The organism is Actinomadura rupiterrae, assembly GCF_024172125.1.
Taxonomy (GTDB): Bacteria; Actinomycetota; Actinomycetes; order Streptosporangiales; family Streptosporangiaceae; genus Spirillospora; species Spirillospora rupiterrae.
Map to the genome: position 1 here is coordinate 368,619 of NZ_JAMZEA010000008.1, position 20,325 is coordinate 388,943.

18 protein-coding genes are annotated in these 20,325 nt (G+C 71.0%); 10 read left to right on the plus strand and 8 right to left on the minus strand.

Features of this window, described 5'->3' with window-relative positions; all coding sequences use genetic code 11:
• Positions 1–924: 924 nt before the first annotated feature.
• The 3 genes from FHU30_RS29170 (at position 925) to FHU30_RS29180 (ending at position 3,875) form a co-directional block, all read left to right on the plus strand.
• Positions 925–2,157 carry an aminotransferase-like domain-containing protein gene (locus FHU30_RS29170; protein ID WP_253880363.1) on the plus strand — a complete coding sequence of 411 codons (1,233 nt, stop codon included), beginning with the start codon at positions 925–927 and terminating at the stop codon, positions 2,155–2,157.
• Between the two features lie 281 nt (positions 2,158–2,438).
• The gene (locus FHU30_RS29175; RefSeq protein WP_253880097.1) at positions 2,439–3,380 is read left to right on the plus strand and encodes a D-alanine--D-alanine ligase family protein; all 942 of its coding nucleotides are present in this window, start codon (positions 2,439–2,441) and stop codon (positions 3,378–3,380) included.
• A 240-nt stretch (positions 3,381–3,620) separates the two neighbouring features.
• Positions 3,621–3,875 (plus strand): P-loop NTPase family protein, encoded by a 255-nt coding sequence (locus FHU30_RS29180; protein ID WP_253880098.1) that lies wholly within the window; start codon positions 3,621–3,623, stop codon positions 3,873–3,875.
• Between the two features lie 620 nt (positions 3,876–4,495).
• Here the strand turns inward: FHU30_RS29180 and FHU30_RS29185 are convergent.
• From FHU30_RS29185 to rsmG, 3 genes are all read right to left on the minus strand, one after another.
• Positions 4,496–5,515, minus strand: a complete 1,020-nt coding sequence (locus FHU30_RS29185) for a ParB/RepB/Spo0J family partition protein (protein ID WP_253880099.1) — start codon at positions 5,513–5,515, stop codon at positions 4,496–4,498.
• Positions 5,512–6,339 carry a ParA family protein gene (locus FHU30_RS29190; protein ID WP_253880364.1) on the minus strand — a complete coding sequence of 276 codons (828 nt, stop codon included), beginning with the start codon at positions 6,337–6,339 and terminating at the stop codon, positions 5,512–5,514. Before FHU30_RS29190 ends, FHU30_RS29185 begins: the two co-directional genes overlap by 4 nt.
• A 425-nt stretch (positions 6,340–6,764) precedes the next feature.
• On the minus strand, positions 6,765–7,415 hold the full coding sequence (gene rsmG, locus FHU30_RS29195; RefSeq protein ID WP_253880100.1) for a 16S rRNA (guanine(527)-N(7))-methyltransferase RsmG: 651 nt from the start codon (positions 7,413–7,415) through the stop codon (positions 6,765–6,767).
• A 218-nt stretch (positions 7,416–7,633) separates the two neighbouring features.
• On the opposite strand from rsmG, the gene FHU30_RS29200 reads away from it, so the two are divergent.
• Both FHU30_RS29200 and FHU30_RS29205 read left to right on the plus strand, forming a co-directional pair.
• Entirely contained in the window at positions 7,634–8,089 is a 456-nt protein-coding gene (locus tag FHU30_RS29200) for a DUF6458 family protein (protein ID WP_253880101.1), read from the plus strand.
• A gap of 522 nt (positions 8,090–8,611) precedes the next feature.
• On the plus strand, positions 8,612–9,040 hold the full coding sequence (locus FHU30_RS29205) for a hypothetical protein (RefSeq protein WP_253880102.1): 429 nt from the start codon (positions 8,612–8,614) through the stop codon (positions 9,038–9,040).
• Between the two features lie 82 nt (positions 9,041–9,122).
• Here FHU30_RS29205 and FHU30_RS29210 read toward each other — a convergent pair whose 3' ends face one another.
• From FHU30_RS29210 to rpmH, 5 genes are read right to left on the minus strand one after another with little or no spacing between them, the layout of a single operon-like run.
• Positions 9,123–9,608, minus strand: a complete 486-nt coding sequence (locus FHU30_RS29210) for a Jag family protein (RefSeq protein WP_253880103.1) — start codon at positions 9,606–9,608, stop codon at positions 9,123–9,125.
• Positions 9,609–9,644: 36 nt separating this feature from the next.
• Positions 9,645–10,634 carry a membrane protein insertase YidC gene (gene yidC / locus FHU30_RS29215; RefSeq protein WP_253880104.1) on the minus strand — a complete coding sequence of 330 codons (990 nt, stop codon included), beginning with the start codon at positions 10,632–10,634 and terminating at the stop codon, positions 9,645–9,647.
• Positions 10,627–11,076, minus strand: coding sequence for a membrane protein insertion efficiency factor YidD (gene yidD, locus FHU30_RS29220; RefSeq protein WP_372503976.1), 450 nt, complete (start codon positions 11,074–11,076; stop codon positions 10,627–10,629). The genes yidC and yidD overlap by 8 nt, the downstream gene beginning before the upstream one ends.
• Positions 11,073–11,633: a ribonuclease P protein component gene (gene rnpA, locus FHU30_RS29225; protein ID WP_308211416.1), complete on the minus strand. Its 561-nt coding sequence runs from the start codon at positions 11,631–11,633 to the stop codon at positions 11,073–11,075. The genes yidD and rnpA overlap by 4 nt, the downstream gene beginning before the upstream one ends.
• Positions 11,634–11,647: 14 nt before the next feature.
• A complete protein-coding gene (rpmH, locus tag FHU30_RS29230; RefSeq protein WP_117357827.1) occupies positions 11,648–11,785 on the minus strand; it encodes a 50S ribosomal protein L34 in 138 nt (45 codons plus the stop codon).
• A gap of 819 nt (positions 11,786–12,604) precedes the next feature.
• On the opposite strand from rpmH, the gene dnaA reads away from it, so the two are divergent.
• From dnaA to FHU30_RS29255, 5 genes are all read left to right on the plus strand, one after another.
• Positions 12,605–15,046, plus strand: a complete 2,442-nt coding sequence (gene dnaA / locus FHU30_RS29235) for a chromosomal replication initiator protein DnaA (protein ID WP_253880105.1) — start codon at positions 12,605–12,607, stop codon at positions 15,044–15,046.
• A 601-nt stretch (positions 15,047–15,647) separates the two neighbouring features.
• The gene (gene dnaN, locus FHU30_RS29240; RefSeq protein ID WP_117357829.1) at positions 15,648–16,778 is read left to right on the plus strand and encodes a DNA polymerase III subunit beta; all 1,131 of its coding nucleotides are present in this window, start codon (positions 15,648–15,650) and stop codon (positions 16,776–16,778) included.
• Between the two features lie 99 nt (positions 16,779–16,877).
• Complete coding sequence (gene gnd / locus FHU30_RS29245) at positions 16,878–17,822, plus strand: phosphogluconate dehydrogenase (NAD(+)-dependent, decarboxylating) (RefSeq protein ID WP_308211417.1); 945 nt, start codon at positions 16,878–16,880, stop codon at positions 17,820–17,822.
• Between the two features lie 347 nt (positions 17,823–18,169).
• Complete coding sequence (recF, locus tag FHU30_RS29250; protein WP_253880107.1) at positions 18,170–19,372, plus strand: DNA replication/repair protein RecF; 1,203 nt, start codon at positions 18,170–18,172, stop codon at positions 19,370–19,372.
• A gap of 40 nt (positions 19,373–19,412) precedes the next feature.
• Positions 19,413–19,994, plus strand: coding sequence for a DciA family protein (locus FHU30_RS29255; protein WP_253880108.1), 582 nt, complete (start codon positions 19,413–19,415; stop codon positions 19,992–19,994).
• Positions 19,995–20,325 lie beyond the last annotated feature (331 nt).

The window sequence follows — 20,325 nt, forward strand, 5'->3', positions numbered from 1 at the left end:
GACAGGCACCGGGCGGGATGCGGACGCCCGGCGCAATGCGGAGGGCTGGCGGGGCGCGGAGGCCGGGTTGGGCGCGGACGACGGGCCAGGGGGTGGGAGGGGCGCGTTGGGCGCGGAACGCCATGTGGAGCATGGACGCGGGCGGGACGCGGAGGGCTACCGGGACGCGAAGGACGGGTTCCCGGACGGCGGGCGAAACCCAAACGGCGGGCGGCAGGTTGTACGCGGACGCCGAGCGGAACACGCACGCCGGGGCGAGAGGCGGGCGGCGGGTGGGGCGCGGAACGTCGTGTCGAGCGTGCCGCCGTGTCGAAGGGTTCGCGGGCCGGACGGGGACGGCGGGCTCGCGGGCGGCGGGCGGCAGGTTGGGCGCGGACGCCGAGCGGAACGCGCACGCCGGGCGAGACGCGGACGGCGGGTTGGGCGCGGAACCGCGTGTCGAGCGTGCCGCCGTGTCGAACGAGCAGCGGGCTGGACGGAGAAGGCGGGCTCGCGGACGGCGGGCGGAGGGCGGGTGGGCTGGGAAGGGGGGTTGAGCGCGGAAGCGCGCTGGACAAGGACGACGACTGGCCGCGGACGAGCCGTTCGTGGACGGCAGGTTCGTGGGCGACGGGCAGGACGCGGAAGACGGACCGGAGGGCGGGCAGGCGGGTTGGCGCGGAACGCCGTTTGGGGCATGGGCGCCTGGTTGGGCATGGACGCGGGCGGGGCGCGGACGGCGGGCCTGGGGATGGCGGGCTCGTTGGCGGCGGGTTGGTGGGGGGATGGGAGAGGTTGGGGGTGGGGACTGTGGGGGGTTCTCGGGGTTGGTGGGGGGCGGATGCCGTAGTTTGCTGGGTAATCCGATCGCCCTGGAGGTGCCTCGTGGAGCAGCACACGCGTACAGATGCCTATTCCGACCGCTACGCCGACCGCGCCGCCGGCATGGTGGCTTCGGAGATCCGGGCTCTGTTCGCCGTGGCTTCGCGGCCCGAGGTGGTCTCGCTCGCGGGCGGGATGCCGTACGTGTCGGCGCTTCCGCTGGACGAGTTCGGCGGGATGGTCGGGGACCTGATCGCGCGGAACGGGGCCGAGGTGCTCCAGTACGCGTCGGCGCAGGGGGATCCGGGGCTGCGCGAGCAGATCTGCGACGTGATGGCGCTGGAGGGCGTGCAGGCGTGCGCGGACGACGTGATCGTCACCGTCGGCGCGCAGCAGGCGCTGGACCTCGTCACGCGGATCTTCGTGAACCCGGGGGACGTGGTCCTCGCGGAGGGCCCCTCCTACGTGGGTGCGCTCGGCACGTTCGCGTCGTACCAGGCGGACGTCGTCCACGTCGCGATGGACGAGGACGGCCTCGTTCCGGACGCGCTGGAGGAGACCCTCGCGCGCCTCCGGCGGGAGGGACGCACGGTCAAGTTCCTCTACACGGTGCCCACGTTCCAGAACCCGGCGGGTGTGACGCTGTCCGCGCCCCGGCGCGCGCGACTGCTGGAGCTCGCGGCCGAGTACGACATCCTCATCATCGAGGACAACCCGTACGGGCTTCTCGGCTTCGACGGCGAGCCCATGCGGGCGCTGCGCGCCGACGACTCCGACCGCGTCGTCTACCTCGGCACGTTCTCCAAGACCATCGCGTCCGGCCTGCGCGTCGGCTGGGCGCTCGCGCCGCACGCGGTGCGAGCCAAGCTCGTCCTCGCGGCCGAGTCGGCGGTGCTCTGCCACTCCAGCTTCTCCCAGCTGGCCGTCCGGGAGTACCTGGCCACGCAGCCGTGGCGCGAGCAGATCAAGGAGTTCCGCCAGCTCTACCGCGAGCGCCGGGACGCCATGCTGGACGCCCTCGACGCGCACATGCCGGAGGGATGCACCTGGACGCGTCCGGGCGGCGGCTTCTTCGTATGGCTCACCCTCCCCGAAGGACTCGACGCGAAGGCGATGGCCCCGCGCGCCATCGCGGAACGCGTCGCCTACGTGCCCGGCACCGGTTTCTACGCCGACGGCAACGGACGACGCGACATGCGCATCTCGTACTGCTACCCCGAGCCGGACCGCATCCGCGAAGGCGTCCGCCGCCTGGCCGGCGTCATCGAGAACGAACTGCACACCCGCGACACCTTCGGAGGTGTGGGCCCCCACCGCTCTCCCGGCGTGGACACCCCCGGCCCCGAAGTCATCTGATCCCTCGCATCACTCCCTTCCCTCGATCGACCTGCACGCGCCCTCTCGCCTTCGTCAAGGCGGAGGGCGCGCGCTTTTGGCCCTTCCAGGCCGCGTTTCCCGCCTCGCCGAACGCTCACCATCCCGCATGCACCCATGGTCGCCGGAGCGGGTCGGCCGCCGAAAGTCGAAGCGGGTTCTGTGGATAACCCGCCGACGCCCGCCCCCGTTTCACGTGAAACAGCGGCAGCCTCCATGATGGATGGCGACCGGAACCGCCCGACCCGCCCGAAGGAACCGCAGTGGAATTCGCTCACGTCGTCGTCCTGGCCGGAGGACTCTCCTACGAGCGCGAGGTCTCGCTCCGCTCCGGCCGCCGCGTCGCCGACGCCCTGCGCGCCCTCGACATCCCCGTGGAGCTGCGGGACGCGGACGCGCACCTCCTGGAGCGCCTCGCCGCCGACCCGCCGGACGTCGTCTTCCCCGTCCTGCACGGCGCCATGGGCGAGGACGGTGCGATCCGCGACATCCTCGAACTCGTGGACGTCCCCTACGTCGGCGCCCGCCCGTCCGCCTGCCGGGTCGCCTGGGACAAGCCCACCGCGAAGTCGGTGGTGGCACGCGCCGGGATCGCCACGCCCGCCTCGGTCGCGCTCCCCAAGGAGCTCTTCCACGACCTCGGCGCCACCGCAGTCCTCGACCTGATCATCGAACGGCTCGGGCTCCCGCTCTTCGTGAAGCCCACCCGGGGCGGGTCGGCGCTCGGTGCGTCCGCCGTCCACAAGGCCGAGGACCTCACCGCCGCCCTCGTCTCCTGCTTCGCCTACGGCGACGCCGCTCTCGTCGAGCGCTACATCGCGGGCACCGAGGTCGCGGTGAGCGTCATCGAGGGCCGGAACGGCCCGCGTGCCCTCCCCGCCGTCGAGATCGTCACCCCGAACGGGCGCTACGACTACACCGCCCGCTACGACGCGGGCGACACCGAGTTCGTCGCCCCCGCCCGCCTCTCCCCCGAGGCGGGCGAGCGCGCCACCCATGCCGCCCTCACCGCCCACGAAGCCCTGGGCCTCCGCGACCTCTCCCGCACCGACCTCATCGTGGACGCCGCGGGCGACGTCCACTTCCTCGAAGTCAACGTGGCCCCCGGGATGACCGAGACCAGCCTGCTCCCCCGCGCCGTCGCCGCCGCCGGCCTGGACCTCGGCCCCCTCTGCGACTCCCTCCTCCGACGCCGTTTCACGTGAAACAGCGCCCCGCCGCCCCCATGGATCACATCGTCATCCTCGGACGAGGCAAGTCCACCCTCGCCCGCCGCCTAGGCGCGCCCCTCGCCCTCCCGGTGATCGAACTAGCCGAGCGATTCCGGACGGACGACCTCACCCCCGCCCCCAAGACCGAGTGGGCCGCCATCCAGCATCGGCTCATCAACGAGTCCGAGGGCTGGATTACTAGACGGCGACCTCGGCCCCTACGACGTCCTCGCCGTGCGGCTACGCGCGGCCGACACCGTGATCGTGCTCGACTTCCCACTGTGGCGCTGCGCCTGGCGGGCCGCACGCCGCTCCCGCGAGAACTGGGCCTTCTGGCGCTTGCTCCTCACCTACCGCCGCAGCAGCAGCAGCTTCCCCGCCATCAGAGAAGCCATCGGCCGCGAGGCCTCGCACGCCAGCCTCCGCATCCTCAAGTCCCCCAAGGTCGTCGAGCACCTATTGGCCCAAGCCAGCACTACCCCTCACTGAAGACCTCCCGCAGCCCCAGCCCCAGCCCCAGCCCCAGCCCCAGCCAAGCCGGACATCACCTTGAGCCAGGTATGCATGTTTCATGTGAAACATGGGCCCCGCCACTTACGAGTCACCCCCGAGCGCGCGCTCCTTCTCCCTCGTCGCTCTGCCTTGGGGGACTCTCGGGGCGGCACTCGCGGATGGTCGCGGGACGCGGTTCGAGCGAAAGTGCGTGTCCGGAGAGGGCGTGAGCGCGATTTTTCGCTCGTGGGGAGTTCGCCAGGAAGCTCTCAGAGCGCGAATGGGACGCGCTGGAGGCCGCAGATTCGGCTCCTGAGAGGACTGGTTTCACGTGAAACGCGGCTCAGGAAAGGGCTCGGAGCACGGAAACGAGCGGTCAGATCGCCGGAAAAAGGAAACGCCCGCCTCGGAGAGCGAGGCGGGCATCCGGGGAGAGGCGGCTAGGGCCTGTTTCGAAGTGGCCTCGGCCACGCGCGCGAACGCGTGACCAGCGCGGTGCCGCGACGCCGGAGGCGAGCGGCACCGCGCTGATCGCGAAGCGATGCCGCGTTCGCCCAGGCACGGTCACGTAGCGAGCCGCTAGGCGAGCGCAGTGGGCCGGGACTTTGAAACACAGCCTAGTAGTCCTCGTCGACGCCCTTCTCGTCCGGAGCCATGGACTTGATGATGCGGTCGAGGTCCTCCAGGGTGGCGAACTCGACGACGATCTTGCCCTTGTTGCGCCCCATGTCGACGCGGACCTTGGTCTCGTAGCGGTCGGAGAGGCGGTCGGCCAGGTGCTTGAGAGCAGGCGCGACCGGGCGCTTGCCGCGGACGCGCGGGCCCTTCGGCTCGTCGTCCGCCTCGCGCATCGCGATGATCTCCTCGACCGCGCGGACGGAGAGCCCCTCGGCGACGATGCGCTGCGCGAGCCGGTCCTGGGCCTCGGCGGTGTCGAGCGACAGCAGCGCGCGGGCGTGCCCGGCCGACAGGACGCCCGCCGCGACCCGCCGCTGCACGTTCGGCGGCAGGTTCAGCAGCCGCAGCGTGTTGGTGATGTGCGGTCGGGACCGTCCGATGCGGGTGGCGAGCTGCTCGTGGGTGGCGCCGAAGTCCTCCAGGAGCTGCTGGTAGGCGGCCGCCTCTTCCAGCGGGTTGAGCTGCTGGCGGTGCAGGTTCTCCAGGAGCGCGTCCCGGAGCATCGCGTCGTCGCCGGTGTCCCGGACTATCGCGGGGATCGCGTCCAGGCCGGCCATCTGGGCGGCGCGCCAGCGGCGCTCGCCCATGATCAGCTCGTAGTCGTGCTCCATGCCGTCCTGGATGCGGCGCACCACGATCGGCTGGAGCAGCCCGACGATGGAGATCGACTCCGACAGCTCGCGGAGCGCCTCGTCGTCGAAGTGCTCGCGCGGCTGGCGCGGGTTCGGCCGGATGGTGCGCGGCGGCAGCTCGGCGAAGTGCGCCCCCGCGACGGCCGAGGCCTCCGGGTACGCGCCGTCCGACGTGACGTCCCGCGCACCCGCGCCGACGCCCGCTCCCGCACCCGACCCGGGCCCGGCGGACGGCCCGGTGGACGGGTCGGCGGCCGTCGGCGGCGGCGGGGCGGTCGGGATCAGCGCGCCGAGCCCTCTGCCCAGCCCGCGCGGCTGCTTGCTCACTGGGCGGCCTCCACCCACCGGTGCGCCATCTCCGAGGAGGCCTCGGCGTAGGCGAGCGCGCCGCTGGAGCCCGGGTCGTAGGTCATCACGGACTGCCCGTAGCTCGGCGCCTCCGAGACCCGGACGCTGCGCGGGATCACCGTGTTGAGCACGACGTCCCCGAAGTGCGCCCGGACGTCCTCGGCGACCTGCGCGGCGAGCCGGGTCCGCGCGTCGTACATCGTCAGCAGGATCGTGGAGACGTTCACCTGCGGGTTGAGGTGCGCCTTGACCAGGTCCACGGTGCGGACGAGCTGCCCGAGGCCCTCCAGCGCGTAGTACTCGCACTGGATCGGGATCAGCAGCTCGTCCCCGCCGACCAGCGCGTTCACCGTGAGCAGCCCGAGCGACGGCGGGCAGTCGATGAGGACGTAGTCGAAGCCGTCGGTGTCGTAGGCGTCCAGCGCGCGGCGCAGCCGGGACTCGCGGGCGACCTTGGAGACCAGCTCGATCTCGGCGCCGGCGAGGTTCAGCGTGGCCGGAGCGCAGTAGAGGTTCGGGATCTCCGGCGCCGGGACGACGATGTCGGCGAGCGGCGTGTCCTCGATCAGGACGTCGTAGATGGACGGGATGTCGGCGTGGTGGTCCACGCCGAGCGCCGTCGAGGCGTTGCCCTGCGGGTCAAGGTCGACCACCAGGACACGCGCGCCGTGCATGGCGAGCGACGCGGCGATGTTCACCGACGTGGTCGTCTTGCCCACGCCGCCCTTCTGGTTGGCGACCGAGATGATCCGGCACCGGCTCGGCCGCGGCCATTCGGCGTCCCGCCGGCCCGAGCCCGGCATCACCTTGAGCGCGGTCACGGAGGTTTCATGTGAAACCTTGGCGTCCTTCAGCGCCTCGCGCACGAGTTCTGACTCCCCCTGAGTGTGTCCCTGCCGCGGGTGCGGCGGCGTCGCGCCGCCGCCTCCGGTCGGGACGTACCCGACGGTCTCCGCGGTTCCGGACGTCGTGTTTCCCCACAGTGCGTGTCCGGAGGGGGCGGCGCCCGCCTCCGGCGAGGGTCGCGGCACCTCGGGCCGGTCCCCCGCGTCGCCGGGGGCCGCGGCGGGCGGCGCGCCCGCGTCGGGCCGTCCGGCCTGGTCGGCTCCGGGACCGGACGGGCCCCCTGGGCGGTCCGGCGCATCGGCGTGACCGGGAAGGCGCGCGGCGGCCTGCTCGTCAGCGGATTCGTCGGGGCTGCCAGAGCGGCCCGGTACCGGTCCCGTGCTCATGAAGACCTCTTCTTCGACCCTTTGGCGGGACGCGGCGCTCGGTCGGCCACCACCCGGACAAGCGTTGTCGGCGGCTCGACCTTACCTTGTCCGACTTGCAGTAGTTCAGTGGTCCGCACACCGAATCGCTTGAGCACCGGCGCGGCCTCCTCGATCTCGGCCGCCGCGCGCTCCCCCTTCATCGCGAGCAGCTCGCCGCCCGGACGCAGCAGAGGCAGCGCCCACCTGGCCAGCCGCTCCAGCGGGGCGACGGCGCGGGCGGTCGCGACGTCCATCGAGAACTCCTTGACGACCTCCTCCGCGCGGCCGCGCCGGACCTCGACGTTCTCAAGCCCGAGCAGGTCGACCGCTTCGATCAGGAAGTTCGTCCTGCGGAGCAGCGGCTCCAGCAGCGTGATCGACAGGTCCGGCCGGACGATCGCGAGCACCAGCCCCGGCAGCCCCGCGCCGGAGCCGATGTCGACCACCCGGGCGTTCTCCGGGACGGCCTCGGCGACCACCGCGCAGTTGATCAGATGCCGTTCCCACAGCCGGTCCGCCTCGCGCGGACCGATCAGCCCGCGCTCCACGCCCGCGTCGGCGAGGAACTCCGCGTAGCGTTCCGCGATCGGCAGCGCGTCACCGAATACCTCACGTGCAATGCCCACCAGACGAATCGTTCCACAAAAACCGCCCACGGCGTACCCGGGCGGGCGGCGCCACGCCAGCTCACACGGCTTCCGGACGCCTCCTTGGCCTCCCTCTGATCGATTCCCCCCGCACCGCGCCCGCGATGAAGGGCACGGCAGGCGCAGCGGCCACGCATATTCGGCGTGGAGGGGGTAGGAGGAGGGCGGCGCTGTCCACCGCGACGGGAGGGACTCACATGGGTATCGGCGTCAGTCTGGCCTTCGTCGCACTGGGGATGATCCTCGCCTTCGCCGTGCGCGTGAACCTCAGCGGCCTCGACATCCACCTCGTCGGCTGGATCCTCATCCTGGTCGGCGTGATCAGCATGGTCTTCACGTTCGCCTACACCCGCCCGCGCCGCCGCACGCAGCAGGTCGCCGGCGCGGACCCGGGCTACGACCTCGAACCGGACCGCCCGGTCGTCGAGGAGCGGCTCGTGGAGCGTTCCGACGAACCCAAGGTCATCGAACGTGTGATCGAACGTCCGGCGACCCGCGAGGAGATGCACGCGGGCCACGCGGAACAGGACCCCTCGCTGGCGCAGGACCCGGCCATAGCGCAGGATCCCGCCGTGGCCCAGGACCCGGGAATCGAGGAAGACCCGCCCCTGGCGGACCGTCCCCCAGTCCACCGAGGCCCGCGCAACCACTGAAGTTTCCGGCGGAATCAGGCGCCCGGCCGCGCGCCTGGCGGCGGCCCGCGGCCGGGCAAAGCAGAGGCCCCGCACCGAACACCCGGTGCGGGGCCTCTGCCTGGAACGCGGAACGACATCGGCGGTCGGACGACCAGGGCCCGAACAACGCCTGGCATAGGAGCCTCACGCCGGCCGCCTGTCGACCGTTTATCATTGAGCGAGTTCCTGGCTCATCCGGGCGGGCGGTTGAGGCGAGCACAGCTATCAATGACCGATAAATCAACGGCGGTGTGTTGAGGCCGTCCCAGATACGGCTAGCCGCGCGACGGCGGCTGCCGGCCAATCAAAGCGCCTGCCACCCGCCCTGCCATTCTTGGAACGAGCCAAAATTCAATGACCTGGCACGACACGGCGTTATCCAAGAGCTGAATTTGATGTCGCCTCCGTAGTGGCGTACGTAATTTCCCGGATGCCCGCTTGAAGGCTGATCATTACGATCCCTCACATCCGGCCCAGCCACTTACGAAAGAGGGGATCCAGATGATTGGTTTCAAGGCACTGGCCGCAGCCGTCGTGCTCGCCGGCGCTACCACGGCGATCGCCGCCCCGGCGGCGGACGCGAGCACGCAGGCCAAGCGGGGCTGGTCCTGCAGGAACGCCTATACCTCGACCACGGGCGCCTGGGGAAGTGCGCGCATCTGCTGGATCTCTCTCGGAAAAGGCTTCTACAAGATCGACGTCGCCGGCACCGTCAAGGACACAAAGGGCGACGGCAAGCGGGCCGCGCTCTACATCCACACCTGGGACAAGGGCGGGCACAGCTACACTCCGCGGGTCGCTCTCGCCACGAAGTACAGGCAGGTGCGGTACGGGCACGTGGCCATCTCGAAGGTCAAGTACACCGCTCTGATCTACGTCTGCACCGTGGACCGCTTCAACACGTCCTATAGGTGCAGCAAGGACGCTTAACTCGAACCAACAAAAGAATCGCCTCGTGCTCCCGAGGAATGCGCGGGAGCACGAGGCGATTCACTTTCGGTGCGTCCGGGGTCTACTCCGGGTGGACGACGACGTAGCGGTCGGGCTCTTCGCCTTCGGACTCGCTGCGCAGGCCGACGGCGGCGATGGCGTCGTGCACGATCTTGCGCTCGAACGGGGTCATCGGTGCCAGCGGCTTGGCCTGGCCGGACTGCTTGACCTCGGCCGCGACCTCCTGGCCCAGCTTGGTCAGCTCGGCGCGGCGGCGCTCGCGGTAGCCGCCGATGTCGAGCATCAGCCGGCTGCGGTTGCCGGTCTGGCGGTGCACGGCGAGCCGGGTGAGCTCCTGGAGCGCCTCCAGCACCTCGCCGCGCTTGCCGACCAGCTCGTCCAGGGCGCCGCCGACGACCGCGACGACCGCGCGCTCGCCCTCGACGTCCATGTCGATGTCGCCGTCGAAGTCACCGATGTCCAGCAGGCCCTCGATGTAGTCGGCGGCGATCTCGCCTTCCTGCTCCAGCGCCTGGACGTCGACCTCGGTGGTGTCGGTCTGGCTCAACGGGATCTCCTTCTTCGGCAAGGACCGGGGTCAAAACTAGCGCTTCTGGGAGCCGCTGCGCTTGCTGCGCGGCTTACGCGTCGGCTGGTTCCGGACGACCTTCGGCGCGGGAGTGTCGGCGGTGCCGGACGCGTCCGCATCGGCGGTGGACGCGTCGGCGCCCTTCTTCGCCTTGGCGCCGGCCTTCGCCTTCGCGCCGGCGGCCGCGGGGGCCTTGCCGTTCTCCTTGGCCTTCTCCAGCGCCTCGGGCGACTGGTAGCGCTTGTAGATGTAGTGCGACTGCGCGAGCGTCCAGGAGTTGGACGTCACCCAGTACATGAGCACGCCCAGCGGGAACCCGAGGCCGAACAGGCCGAACGCGGGCGCCAGGAAGACCATCATCTTCTGGGCCTGCATCATCGGGTTGTTCTCGTCCGCCATCGGCTGCTGCCGCTGCATGCTGGCCCGCACGGTGAAGAACGTCGTGCAGGACGAGATGATGACCGCGACGCCGGTGATGACCAGCGCGTTCCAGGCCTTGGGGCTGTGGTTCCAGGCGGTGAGGAACGTGTCCGAGATCCGGCCGCCGAAGATCGGCGCGTTCTGCGCGCTGGTGACCAGCTCGGGCGTCATCTTGAAGACGCCGTGGGTGGCGTGCCCGGACTTGTCCAGCGGGACGTCCGAGATGCGCTTGAGGACCTGGAAGAGGCCGATGAAGACGGGCATCTGGACCAGGAGGGGCAGGCAGCCCGAGAGCGGGTTGGCGCCGTTCTCCTGGTAGAGCTTCATGACCTCCTGGTTGAGGCGCTGCTTGTCGTTCTTGTACTTCTTGCGGAGCGCCTGGACCTTCGGGTTCAGCTCCTGCATCTTCCGGGACGCGTGGATCTGCTTGACGAACAGCGGAACCAGCAGCAGCCGGAGCAGGACGGTCAGCAGGATGATCGATCCGCCCCAGGCCCACCCGCTGTCCTTCGGCAGGACGACGCTCAGCGCCGCGTGAATCCACACGACGAGCTGGGAGACGATCGTGTACAACCAGTCAAGCACCGGGCAGCTCCTTGGGCTCTGCTAGGGCGGGGCCGCTCTGCTCGCGGCCGGAGGTCTTCGGGGGTTCCGCGGCCTGTTCGCGCGGACCGGCCCCGGACGGCGCGTCCGGAGCGGTGGCGCGGTCGCGGCGCGGCGGAACCGGGTCGTAACCGCCGGGGTTGAACGGATGGCACCGGGCAATCCGCCGCACCGTCAGCCAGGAGCCGCGCAGCGCGCCGTGCTCCTGGAGGGCCTTCAGCCCGTAGGCGCTGCATGTCGGCCGGAACCTGCACGTGGGCCCGAGCAGGGGGCTCAAGAAGCGGCGGTAGCCGCGGACGAGGACGATCAGGCCCGCGGCGACCGGTCCGGGGCGCGGCGCGGCGCCCGGTTCGTCCGGGGAGTCCGCGCGGCCGGGTCCGACCGGGGAGTCCGCGGGTCGCGCACCCGACGGTCCGCTCGTCATGTCCGTCCCTTGGAGGTCTGCCGCAGCACCCGGTCGAGGGCGGAGTCCAGGTCCGCGGCCAGTTCGTCACCGCGCGCCGTTCCGGCTGCCGGGTTGGCGCGCACTACGAGCAGGCTACCCCCCGGAAGTCGGTCCAGGCGCGCACGCACGAGGTGACGCAGCCTGCGCCGCACCTGGTTCCGGACGACCGCGTTGCCGACCGTCCGGGCCACGATGAACCCCACCAGCGCGGGGGCGTCGGCCCGCTGGGTCTGGTGCGCGGCGGCTTGCGAGGCGGATCGCGGGTCGCCGTTCGCCGAGTTGTCCACATCCATCCGAACGAATGGGCGGGACGCGTCGTCAGCGCCGGCGGGGCGGTTTTCCACAGGCCGGATTCCGCCTGTGGCCGAACGCCCCGGCTCGACGTCCCCGCGGGACGCCCCGGCACGGGACGGCACGGCTGATGCGTCCCCGCGGAGCAGGTGCACGACGACAGTTGGCCGTCCGGCGCGTCGACCGCGCCGGACGGCCAGGGTGAAGTCGTCCCGCCGCCGCATCCGGTGTCCGGACGGCAGCATGCGTCAGTGGAGGGTCAGACCGCGATGCGGGCGCGGCCCTTGCCACGCCGCGAGGAGAGGACGGCGCGCCCGGCGCGGGTGCGCATGCGCAGCCGGAAGCCGTGCTTCTTGTGGCGGCGGCGGTTGTTCGGCTGGAAAGTACGCTTGCTCACTTCAGGCTCCAGGGCTGCGGTCGGTGTGATCAGGCTCGATGATTCGCACCGCGGGCCGCGTCCGGTCCCCCGCAGCGGGGGCCCACCCGGCTCTCCCGAACTGGGCGAGACGGCGGGCACGCGTCATCTCCGTCGATGCGACTCGACCTCAGCACGTTACGGGCTACTCGCCCATCTGGTCAAACGGAGCGCCCGCAGCCGCCGAGCGTCCGCACCGTCCCCGTGAGCACGGCCCGGCCTCCCCTGGACGCGGAGCCTGGCTCCGGAGCGTCATCGGGTGCGTTTCCCACAGGGCCTCGTGCGCCCGCGCAGGGGCGGGAGGTCCCAGTCGCTAGTGAACTAGCGATCCCTCGGGCTCGTGCGCCCGCGCGGGGAGGGCGGGTCAAGGTGTCCTGACTTGCCTCGTGCGCCCGCGCGAAGGCTGTGGGTAACTGTGGATCATGTGGGGACGAACACGGTGCCTACGGGGTTTCTGAGGCGTGTTGCGACCATCCTGAGTCAGGCCCTACAGTGTCGGGACGAGCTTCCCGGTATGTGGTCCTCAGCCGACCGGTTCTCCTAGTTCTCGCAGGTCTCGCAGGGTGCGCCGAGACCACGAACCCCTTGCTACGTACGGCCTCCGCGGTCGTGCCATGGACTTTTACACAGGCGTCCCCATGTTCATGCACATGGTGTGGACAACTCTGTGGACAACTCGTGAGAGAGTAAGTCTCCCGCGTTGTGGACGGGCCTCTGTGGCAGCCCGGACCGGCGGGATCGACGGGTTGAGGGGCACTCCGTGCGGGCGACGTGGCGGAGGTATCGGGAGGGGCCTAGCGCATGGACGGACAGAATCTCGGATCCGCCTGGTCCCGCGCGGTGGCGGCTCTGGCCGACCGTGACCTTTCTCCCAACCACCGGGCCTGGCTCCCGCTCGTCCGCCCGCTCGCCCTTGTAGAGGACACCGCTCTCCTTGCCGCGCCGAACGAGTTCGCTAAGAGCGCCTTGGAGAACCGGCTGCGCGGCCTCATCACTCAGGCACTCTCCGAGGAGCTGGGGCGCGAGATCCGTGTGGCGGTGACCGTCCAGCCTGAGTCGTCCGCGCCGTCCAGTCCTCCCGCGCCCGCGCACGAGGGCGGCCAAGGGCAGCCTGACGCTCAGCCCTACCGGGGCGACGACGCGTCCGGTTACCGGGGTGAGCGGGACCGTCCCTATGGCGACCAGGGTTATGAAGGACGCCCCTACGGCGAGCGTCCTTATCCAGAGCAGCCCTATGCGGAACGCGGGTACGGCCCGTCGAACTACCCGCCCGCCCAGGACGATGAGCGCTGGGCCCCGAAGCGTGACGAAGACGACCGCGGTTGGGCAGCCCAGCGCGAGAACGACGACCGCGGCTGGCCCCAGCGAGGCGGCGACTACGGAGGCCGTCCCTCCGGATACGGCCCCGCCGGCGGGCGTTCGCCCTTCGATCCCCAAGGACGCGGTCCACAGGGCGGTGGATATCCCGGCGGCCCGGACCAGGACCGCTTCGCGCCGGATCAGGACAGGTTCAGCCCGGATCAGGACCGGTTCGGCTCCGAAAAGGACCGGTACGGTGCCGGCCCAGGCGCCGACCAGGACCGCTACGGCTCAGGCGCCGACCAGGACAACAGGTACTCCTCCGGTCCCGACCAGGACCGTTTCTCCCCTGCCGCCGACAACGACCGCTTCGCGCCGTCCGACAAGGACCGTTTCGGTGTGACCGCCGATCCGTCCGGCGGCGGCTATGGCGGCGGTGACCAGAACGGCTTTTCCGGTCCGGAGCAGAGCGGCGGCTACCCCACGTCCGACCTCGGCGGCTACGGCGGCCCCCGCAGCGGACGGCCCGGAATGGGCGGCGGCAACCCCGGCATGGGAGGCGGCGCGACGGCGACCGGTTCGCACGCGCCCTCCCACCTGAACGACCGGACGCTCGGCACGGCCCGTCCGGACAGGGACCAGCGCGCCGGGAACGAGCCGTCCAGGGGCGGACGCTCCGACGGCGGCACAGGTGGCCCGGGAGGCCCGGGTGGCCCAGGCGGTCCAGGCGGCCCGCAGGGTTCGCCGTTTCCGCCGTCCGACGTCTTCCAAGGGGGAAACGAGCGTTCGCCCTACCGGGGAGGTAGCGACACCGACCAGCCCTACCGGTCCGACGACTCGTCCTACAGGGACGACGACTCCGCCCAGGCGCCCGCGCCCAGCGGTAGCGGCCAGCAGGCCGCCGAGCCCGGTCGGCTGAACCCGAAGTACACGTTCGAGACGTTCGTCATCGGCTCGTCCAACCGGTTCGCCCATGCGGCGGCCGTCGCGGTGGCAGAGCAGCCCGCCAAGGCGTACAACCCGCTCTTCATCTACGGCGACTCCGGCCTCGGCAAGACGCACCTGCTGCATGCCATCGGCCACTACGCGCAGAGCCTCTTCAATGGCGCGCGCGTGCGCTACGTGAGCTCCGAGGAGTTCACCAACGACTTCATCAACTCCATCCGGGACGGCAAGGCGGACGGGTTCCGCCGCCGCTACCGGGACGTCGACATCCTCCTCGTGGACGACATCCAGTTCCTTGAGGGCAAGGAGCAGACGCAGGAGGAGTTCTTCCACACCTTCAACACGCTGCACAACGCGTCCAAGCAGATCGTCATCTCGTCGGACCGCCCGCCCAAGGAGCTGGTCACGCTCGAAGACCGGCTGCGCAACCGGTTCGAGTGGGGCCTGACCACCGACGTCCAGCCGCCCGAGCTGGAGACGCGGATCGCGATCCTGCAGAAGAAGGCCCGCCAGGAGGGCCTGGCCGCGCCGCCGGACGTGCTGGAGTTCATCGCCTCGCAGATCGCGACGAACATCCGCGAGCTGGAGGGGGCGCTGATCCGGGTCACCGCGTTCGCCAGCCTCAACCGCCAGTCGGTGGACATGAAGCTGGCCGAGATCGTGCTGAAGGACCTCATCCCCAACGACACCGGGCCGGAGATCACCGCCCCGATGATCATGGCGCAGACTGTGGAGTACTTCGGGACGACGATCGAGGACCTCTGTGGACCGTCGCGCTCCCGGATGCTCGTCACCGCGCGGCAGATCGCGATGTACCTCTGCCGCGAGCTGACCGACCTGTCGCTGCCCAAGATCGGGCAGCAGTTCGGCGGCCGCGACCACACCACGGTGATGCACGCCGAGCGGAAGATCCGCAGCTTGATGGCCGAAAGGCGGGCCATCTACAACCAGGTCACCGAGCTCACCGGGCGGATCAAGCACCAGGCGCGCAAGCGCTGAACCGGCCCGCGGGACGGCGGTTCCGGCCGTTCTCCGGGGCGCTCGCACAAGATCGACATTCACAGCCTGGGGAAAACTCCGCCCTACACGGTGGATAACCCGGGGGAAAACCTGCGGACAACCCCGTTGAATCTGAGGACGACTCGTGGACGGATTGTGGACCGGCTGGGGACGGCCACCCGGCATCATGGGGACGGCTCGGTGGATGACCTGGGGACGGCCTGGGGACGCGCTGTGCACACCGCCCGCCCGCCGGAGGCCGCGCCGGGTCCGCGCCGGGACGGCCGGGAAAACCTGCGGAGAACTCGTGGACAACCGGGGGATGACATGAGGACGACGTGTGGGGATCGTTTCGCCGTCCCCAGGCCGCGCCGCGCAATCCACCTCCGCTGCACAGGCCCGGTGGATGAAGAAAAGCGGTCTCACCTGCGGGAACGGCGGTTGTCCACACTATCCACCGCCCCTATGACTAGTACTTCCTCTTCTCTCTACCCAAGAAAAGATCCATCTCAAGTCAGGGCCTGGGGAAACCCGTGAGGTCCGCCCCGACCGAGATCTGTCCAGCCCACCGTTGCCCGAAACCTGCAGGAGGCGGGTCCCCTTGAAGTTCCGCATCGACAGAGACGCCCTGGCCGACGCCGTGGCCTGGACGGCGCGCACCCTCCCGGTGCGCCCCCCGGTGCCCGTCCTCGCCGGGATGCACATCGAGGCGAGCGACCGGCTGAAGCTGTCGGCGTTCGACTACGAGGTGTCCGCCCAGGTGTCCACCGACATCGACACCGAGGAGCCCGGCACGGCCCTGGTGTCCGGGCGGCTGCTCGCCGAGATCTGCCGCAGCCTTCCTCCCCACCCTGTGGAGGTGACGACCGACGGCGCGAAGGTGATGCTGCGCTGCGGGTCGGCGAAGTTCACCCTCCTCACCATGCCTGTGGAGGACTACCCGACGCTGCCGGCGATGCCGCCCGCCGCGGGCTCGGTCGGCTCCGACGAGTTCGCCGCCGCGGTGTCCCAGGTGGCCATCGCGGCCGGACGCGACGACACGATCCCGATGCTGACCGGCGTCCGGGTCGAGATCGAGGGCGAGACCGTCACGCTCGCGTCCACCGACCGGTACCGGCTGGCCGTCCGGGAGCTGCACTGGAAGCCCGAGCGCCCGGACTTCTCCGCGGTCGCCCTGGTGCCCGCCAAGACGCTCGCCGACACCGCCAAGTCGCTGACCGCCGGGGCCGAGGTCTCGATCGCGCTGGGCGGCTCCGAGGGCGGCGCTGGCGAGGGCATGATCGGGTTCGAGGGCGGCGGCCGCCGCACCACGTCCCGGCTGCTGGACGGCGACTTCGTCAAGTACCGCTCGCTGCTGCCGAGCGAGTACGCGGGCCTCGCCGAGATCTCCACCGCGCCGTTCATCGAGGCGGTCAAGCGCGTGTCGCTGGTCGCCGAGCGCAACACGCCCGTCCGGCTGTCGTTCCGGCAGGGCGAGGTGGTCCTGGAGGCGGGCACCGGCGACGAGGCGCAGGCCGTGGAGGCCCTGGAGGCCACGCTGGAGGGCGAGGACATCGACATCGCCTTCAACCACGGCTTCCTGCTGGACGGGCTGTCCGCGATCGGCTCGGACGTCGCGCGGCTGTCGTTCACCACGCCGACCAAGCCGGCCGTCCTCACCGGCAAGCCGCCGCAGGACGGGGAGAACCCCAACTACCGCTACCTGATCATGCCTGTGCGACTCTCTGGGTAAGCATCACGACCGGGGGCAGAGTCAGGGGACCCCGGAACGGTCCGGGGCCTTCTGGGACGACCAGGGGACCATCCCGCCGCCGCGTGCCCGCGCGCGGCGGTGCCACGCAGGGGAGTTGAAGCAATGGAGCTCGGAATCATCGGCCTCGGCAAGATGGGCGGCAACATGGCCGAACGTCTGCGCCGCGGCGGGCACACCGTGGTGGGCTACGACCGCGACCCGAAGGTCAGCGACGTCGCCTCCGTCGAGGAGCTGGTCGAGCGGCTGTCCGCCCCGCGCGCGGTGTGGGTGATGGTGCCGGCGGGCGGCCCCACCCAGGAGACCGTCCACAGGCTGGGGGAACTGCTGTCGCCCGGTGACATCGTCATCGACGGCGGCAACTCGCACTATGTGGACGACCAGAAGCACGGCGCCGAACTGGCCGCGAAGAGCATCGGCTTCGTGGACTGCGGCGTGTCCGGCGGGGTGTGGGGGCTCCAGAACGGCTACGCGCTGATGGTCGGCGGCTCCGAGGACGACGTGAAGCGGCTCATGCCGATCTTCGAGACGCTGAAGCCGGAGGGCGAGTACGGGTTCGTGCACGCCGGGAAGATCGGCGCGGGGCACTACGTGAAGATGGTCCACAACGGCATCGAGTACGCGATGATGCAGGCGTTCGGCGAGGGCTACGAGCTGATCGAGGCGTCCGACCTGGTCACCGACGTGCCCGGCACGTTCAAGTCGTGGCAGGAGGGCACGGTCATCCGGTCCTGGCTGCTCGACCTGATGAACCGCGCGCTCGCCGACGACCCGGAGCTCGACGACATCCGCGGCTACGCCAACGACTCCGGCGAGGGCCGCTGGACCGTCCAGGCCGCCGTCGACCACGCCGTCCCGCTGCCGGCGATCACCGCGTCCCTGTTCGCGCGCTTCGCCTCCCGCCAGGACGACTCCCCCGCGATGAAGGTCGTCGCCGCCCTCCGCAACCAGTTCGGCGGCCACGCCGTCGAGTCCGCCAAGGGCGCCGACTCCCCCGGTGCGGACGTCGTCCCGCCCAAGGTCTGATACCCGAACCCGGCGGGCCACCCTGCGCCTGACCGCCGCATTGGGATCTGATCGCCGCACGGCCGCCCGAGCCCCGGCATCCCCACCCCTGGGGACGCCGGGGCTCGGCCGTTCCGAAGTTATCCACAGGCTGTGGCGAACCCGCCGCCCGCCAGTGGACGAGCGAGCCCGGTGCGTGCCAGAGGACGAGCGAGCCCGGCGGTCGCCGCAGGCCGAGCGAATCCGGTGCCTGCGCAGGCCGAGCGAACCCGGCGGCCGGCGGTGGGCGCGCCGTCGCCCGTCGCGGACACACGGGTTGAGCTGGTGGCGTGCCGGGCGGCCGGTGCGAGGGCCTACCCTCGTGTCTCGTGCATGTCGCCCATCTCTCGCTCCAGGACTTCCGCTCGTACGCGACGGCCGAGGTGCCGCTGACGCCGGGCGTGACCGCGTTCGTGGGGCCGAACGGGCAGGGCAAGACGAACCTGGTCGAGGCGATCGGGTACGTCGCCGCGCACGGCAGCCACCGGGCGGCGACGGACGCCCCGCTCGTCCGGCAGGGCGCGGCGCGCGCCATCGTGCGCGCGGGCGTGGTGAAGGACGACCGCAAGGCCCTGATCGAGCTGGAGATCAACCCGGGCAAGGCCAACCGCGCCCGGCTGAACCGCTCCCCCGTCCCCAGGCCGCGCGAGATCCTGGGGATGCTCCGGACCGTCCTGTTCGCGCCCGAGGACCTGTCCCTCGTCAAGGGCGACCCGGGCGAGCGCCGCCGATACATGGACGAACTGCTGACGGCGCGCGCACCGCGCTTCGCAGGCGTCCGGTCGGATTACGAGCGCGTCCTCAAGCAGCGCAACGCCCTGCTGAAGTCGGCGGCAGCGCACCGCCGCTCCCCTGGTCCCGAGGTTCTGGCCACGCTGGACGTCTGGGATACCCACCTCGCGCGCACAGGGTCGGAGTTGCTCGCCGCGCGACTCGAACTCGTCGCGGCGCTGCGTCCTCTTGTCGCGCGCGCGTATGCGGAACTCGCTCCACACAGCGGGATCGCCGATCTGACGTACCGCAGCTCGCTGGGCGAGGGCGTCGAGTTGTCCACAGACCGTGCACAACTTGCCGAGCAGCTGCTCGGGGGTGTGGCCGAGGCGCGCAAGCAGGAGCTGGAGCGCGGCGTCAGCCTCGTCGGGCCGCACCGGGACGAACTCGTCCTGCGCCTGGGGGACCTTCCTGCGCGCGGTTACGCGTCCCATGGCGAGTCGTGGTCGTTCGCCCTGGCGCTGAGGCTCGCCGCGTTCGACCTCCTGCGCGCGGACGGCGACGACCCCGTCCTCATCCTGGACGACGTGTTCGCCGAGCTGGACGCGGGGCGCCGCAGCCGCCTCGCCGAGATGGTCGCGCCCGCCGAGCAGGTGCTGATCACCGCCGCCGTCCCGGCCGACGTTCCGGCAGAACTCACCGGGACGACCTTCGCGGTCGCGGACGGTGACGTGGTCCCCTCCCCCGCGCGCACGAGTGGGACGGATGGGGATGCCGTTCTCGGTGAGTCGGCGGATGATGGTGGAGTGACGCTGGGGTGATCCCCAGGCGACCCGTCGGGTTCCGGAAGGGGGAGGGACGATGAACGAAGATCCACGGGATGTGGATAACCCCTCTGGAACGGTGGATTCCGGCGCTTCCCAGACGTCCGGTGCTTCCCAGACGTCCGGCGGCTCTGGGGCGGCCGATGCTCCGGCGAAGTCGGGCATCGAGCTGGCGCGCGAGGCGCTGGCGCAGGCGCGCGCGGACGCGATCAAGCGCGGCACGCTCCCCGGCCAGGGCCGCAAGCGGAGGGCGCCGTCCGGAGTCGGACGCGTCCGCGAGCCCGGGCGCGGCGGCGACCCCAAGCCCTTCGGCAACGCGATCCGCGACCTGCTCGCCACCCGCGGCTGGGAGCAGCGCGCCGCGGTCGGCGGCGTCTTCGGCAACTGGGCGGGCCTCGTCGGCCCCGAGCTGGCCGAGCACACCCGTCCCGAGAAGTTCGACGAGGGCGAGCTGACCGTCGTCGCCGACTCCACGACCTGGGCGACCCAGCTGCGGCTGCTGTCGTCCACGCTCGTCCGCCGCCTGAACGAGCAGCTCGGCCACGGCACCGTCAAGCGCGTCAAGGTCGTCGGCCCCTCGTCCGGCCCCCGCCGCACGGGCGCCTGGCGCGTCCGCTAACCCGTCCCGTTCCCCCTCCGGAACGTCCTCTCTGGGACGTTCTCGTGCGCGTGCGCGTTGCAGCGGAGGGGGTTGGCGGAGAGTTATCCACAGTTTGGTGCGCGGCTTTGACCGGCGGTCCGCGGGCGGCAGGCTGGGGGAAACGCGCTCCGGTGCGTCGGGAGGCGAGAGAGCCCAGGTCAGCCGTGGGGAAGGGAGTGTCGGAGGTGCATGGGAACATGCGTTCGGAGCGATCCGGTACCGCGAAGCGCGAGCGTGCCGTAGGGCGGAGAACCCCCCCGGATCCATGGGGGGATGCATCTCCAGGCCCTTTCGAGCGGCACACGCGCGC

What these genes read in the sequence shown, in the direction of transcription:
- FHU30_RS29205 (WP_253880102.1), top strand. Translation starts at nt 8,612, where the DNA reads ATGATTGGTTTCAAGGCACTGGCCGCAGCCGTCGTGCTCGCCGGCGCT.
- dnaA (WP_253880105.1), top strand. Translation starts at nt 12,605, where the DNA reads ATGGACGGACAGAATCTCGGATCCGCCTGGTCCCGCGCGGTGGCGGCT.
- FHU30_RS29190 (WP_253880364.1), bottom strand. Translation starts at nt 6,339, where the DNA reads ATGCCGGGCTCGGGCCGGCGGGACGCCGAATGGCCGCGGCCGAGCCGG.
- FHU30_RS29255 (WP_253880108.1), top strand. Translation starts at nt 19,413, where the DNA reads ATGAACGAAGATCCACGGGATGTGGATAACCCCTCTGGAACGGTGGAT.
- FHU30_RS29200 (WP_253880101.1), top strand. Translation starts at nt 7,634, where the DNA reads ATGGGTATCGGCGTCAGTCTGGCCTTCGTCGCACTGGGGATGATCCTC.
- yidD (WP_372503976.1), bottom strand. Translation starts at nt 11,076, where the DNA reads ATGACGAGCGGACCGTCGGGTGCGCGACCCGCGGACTCCCCGGTCGGA.
- rnpA (WP_308211416.1), bottom strand. Translation starts at nt 11,633, where the DNA reads ATGCTGCCGTCCGGACACCGGATGCGGCGGCGGGACGACTTCACCCTG.
- FHU30_RS29170 (WP_253880363.1), top strand. Translation starts at nt 925, where the DNA reads ATGGTGGCTTCGGAGATCCGGGCTCTGTTCGCCGTGGCTTCGCGGCCC.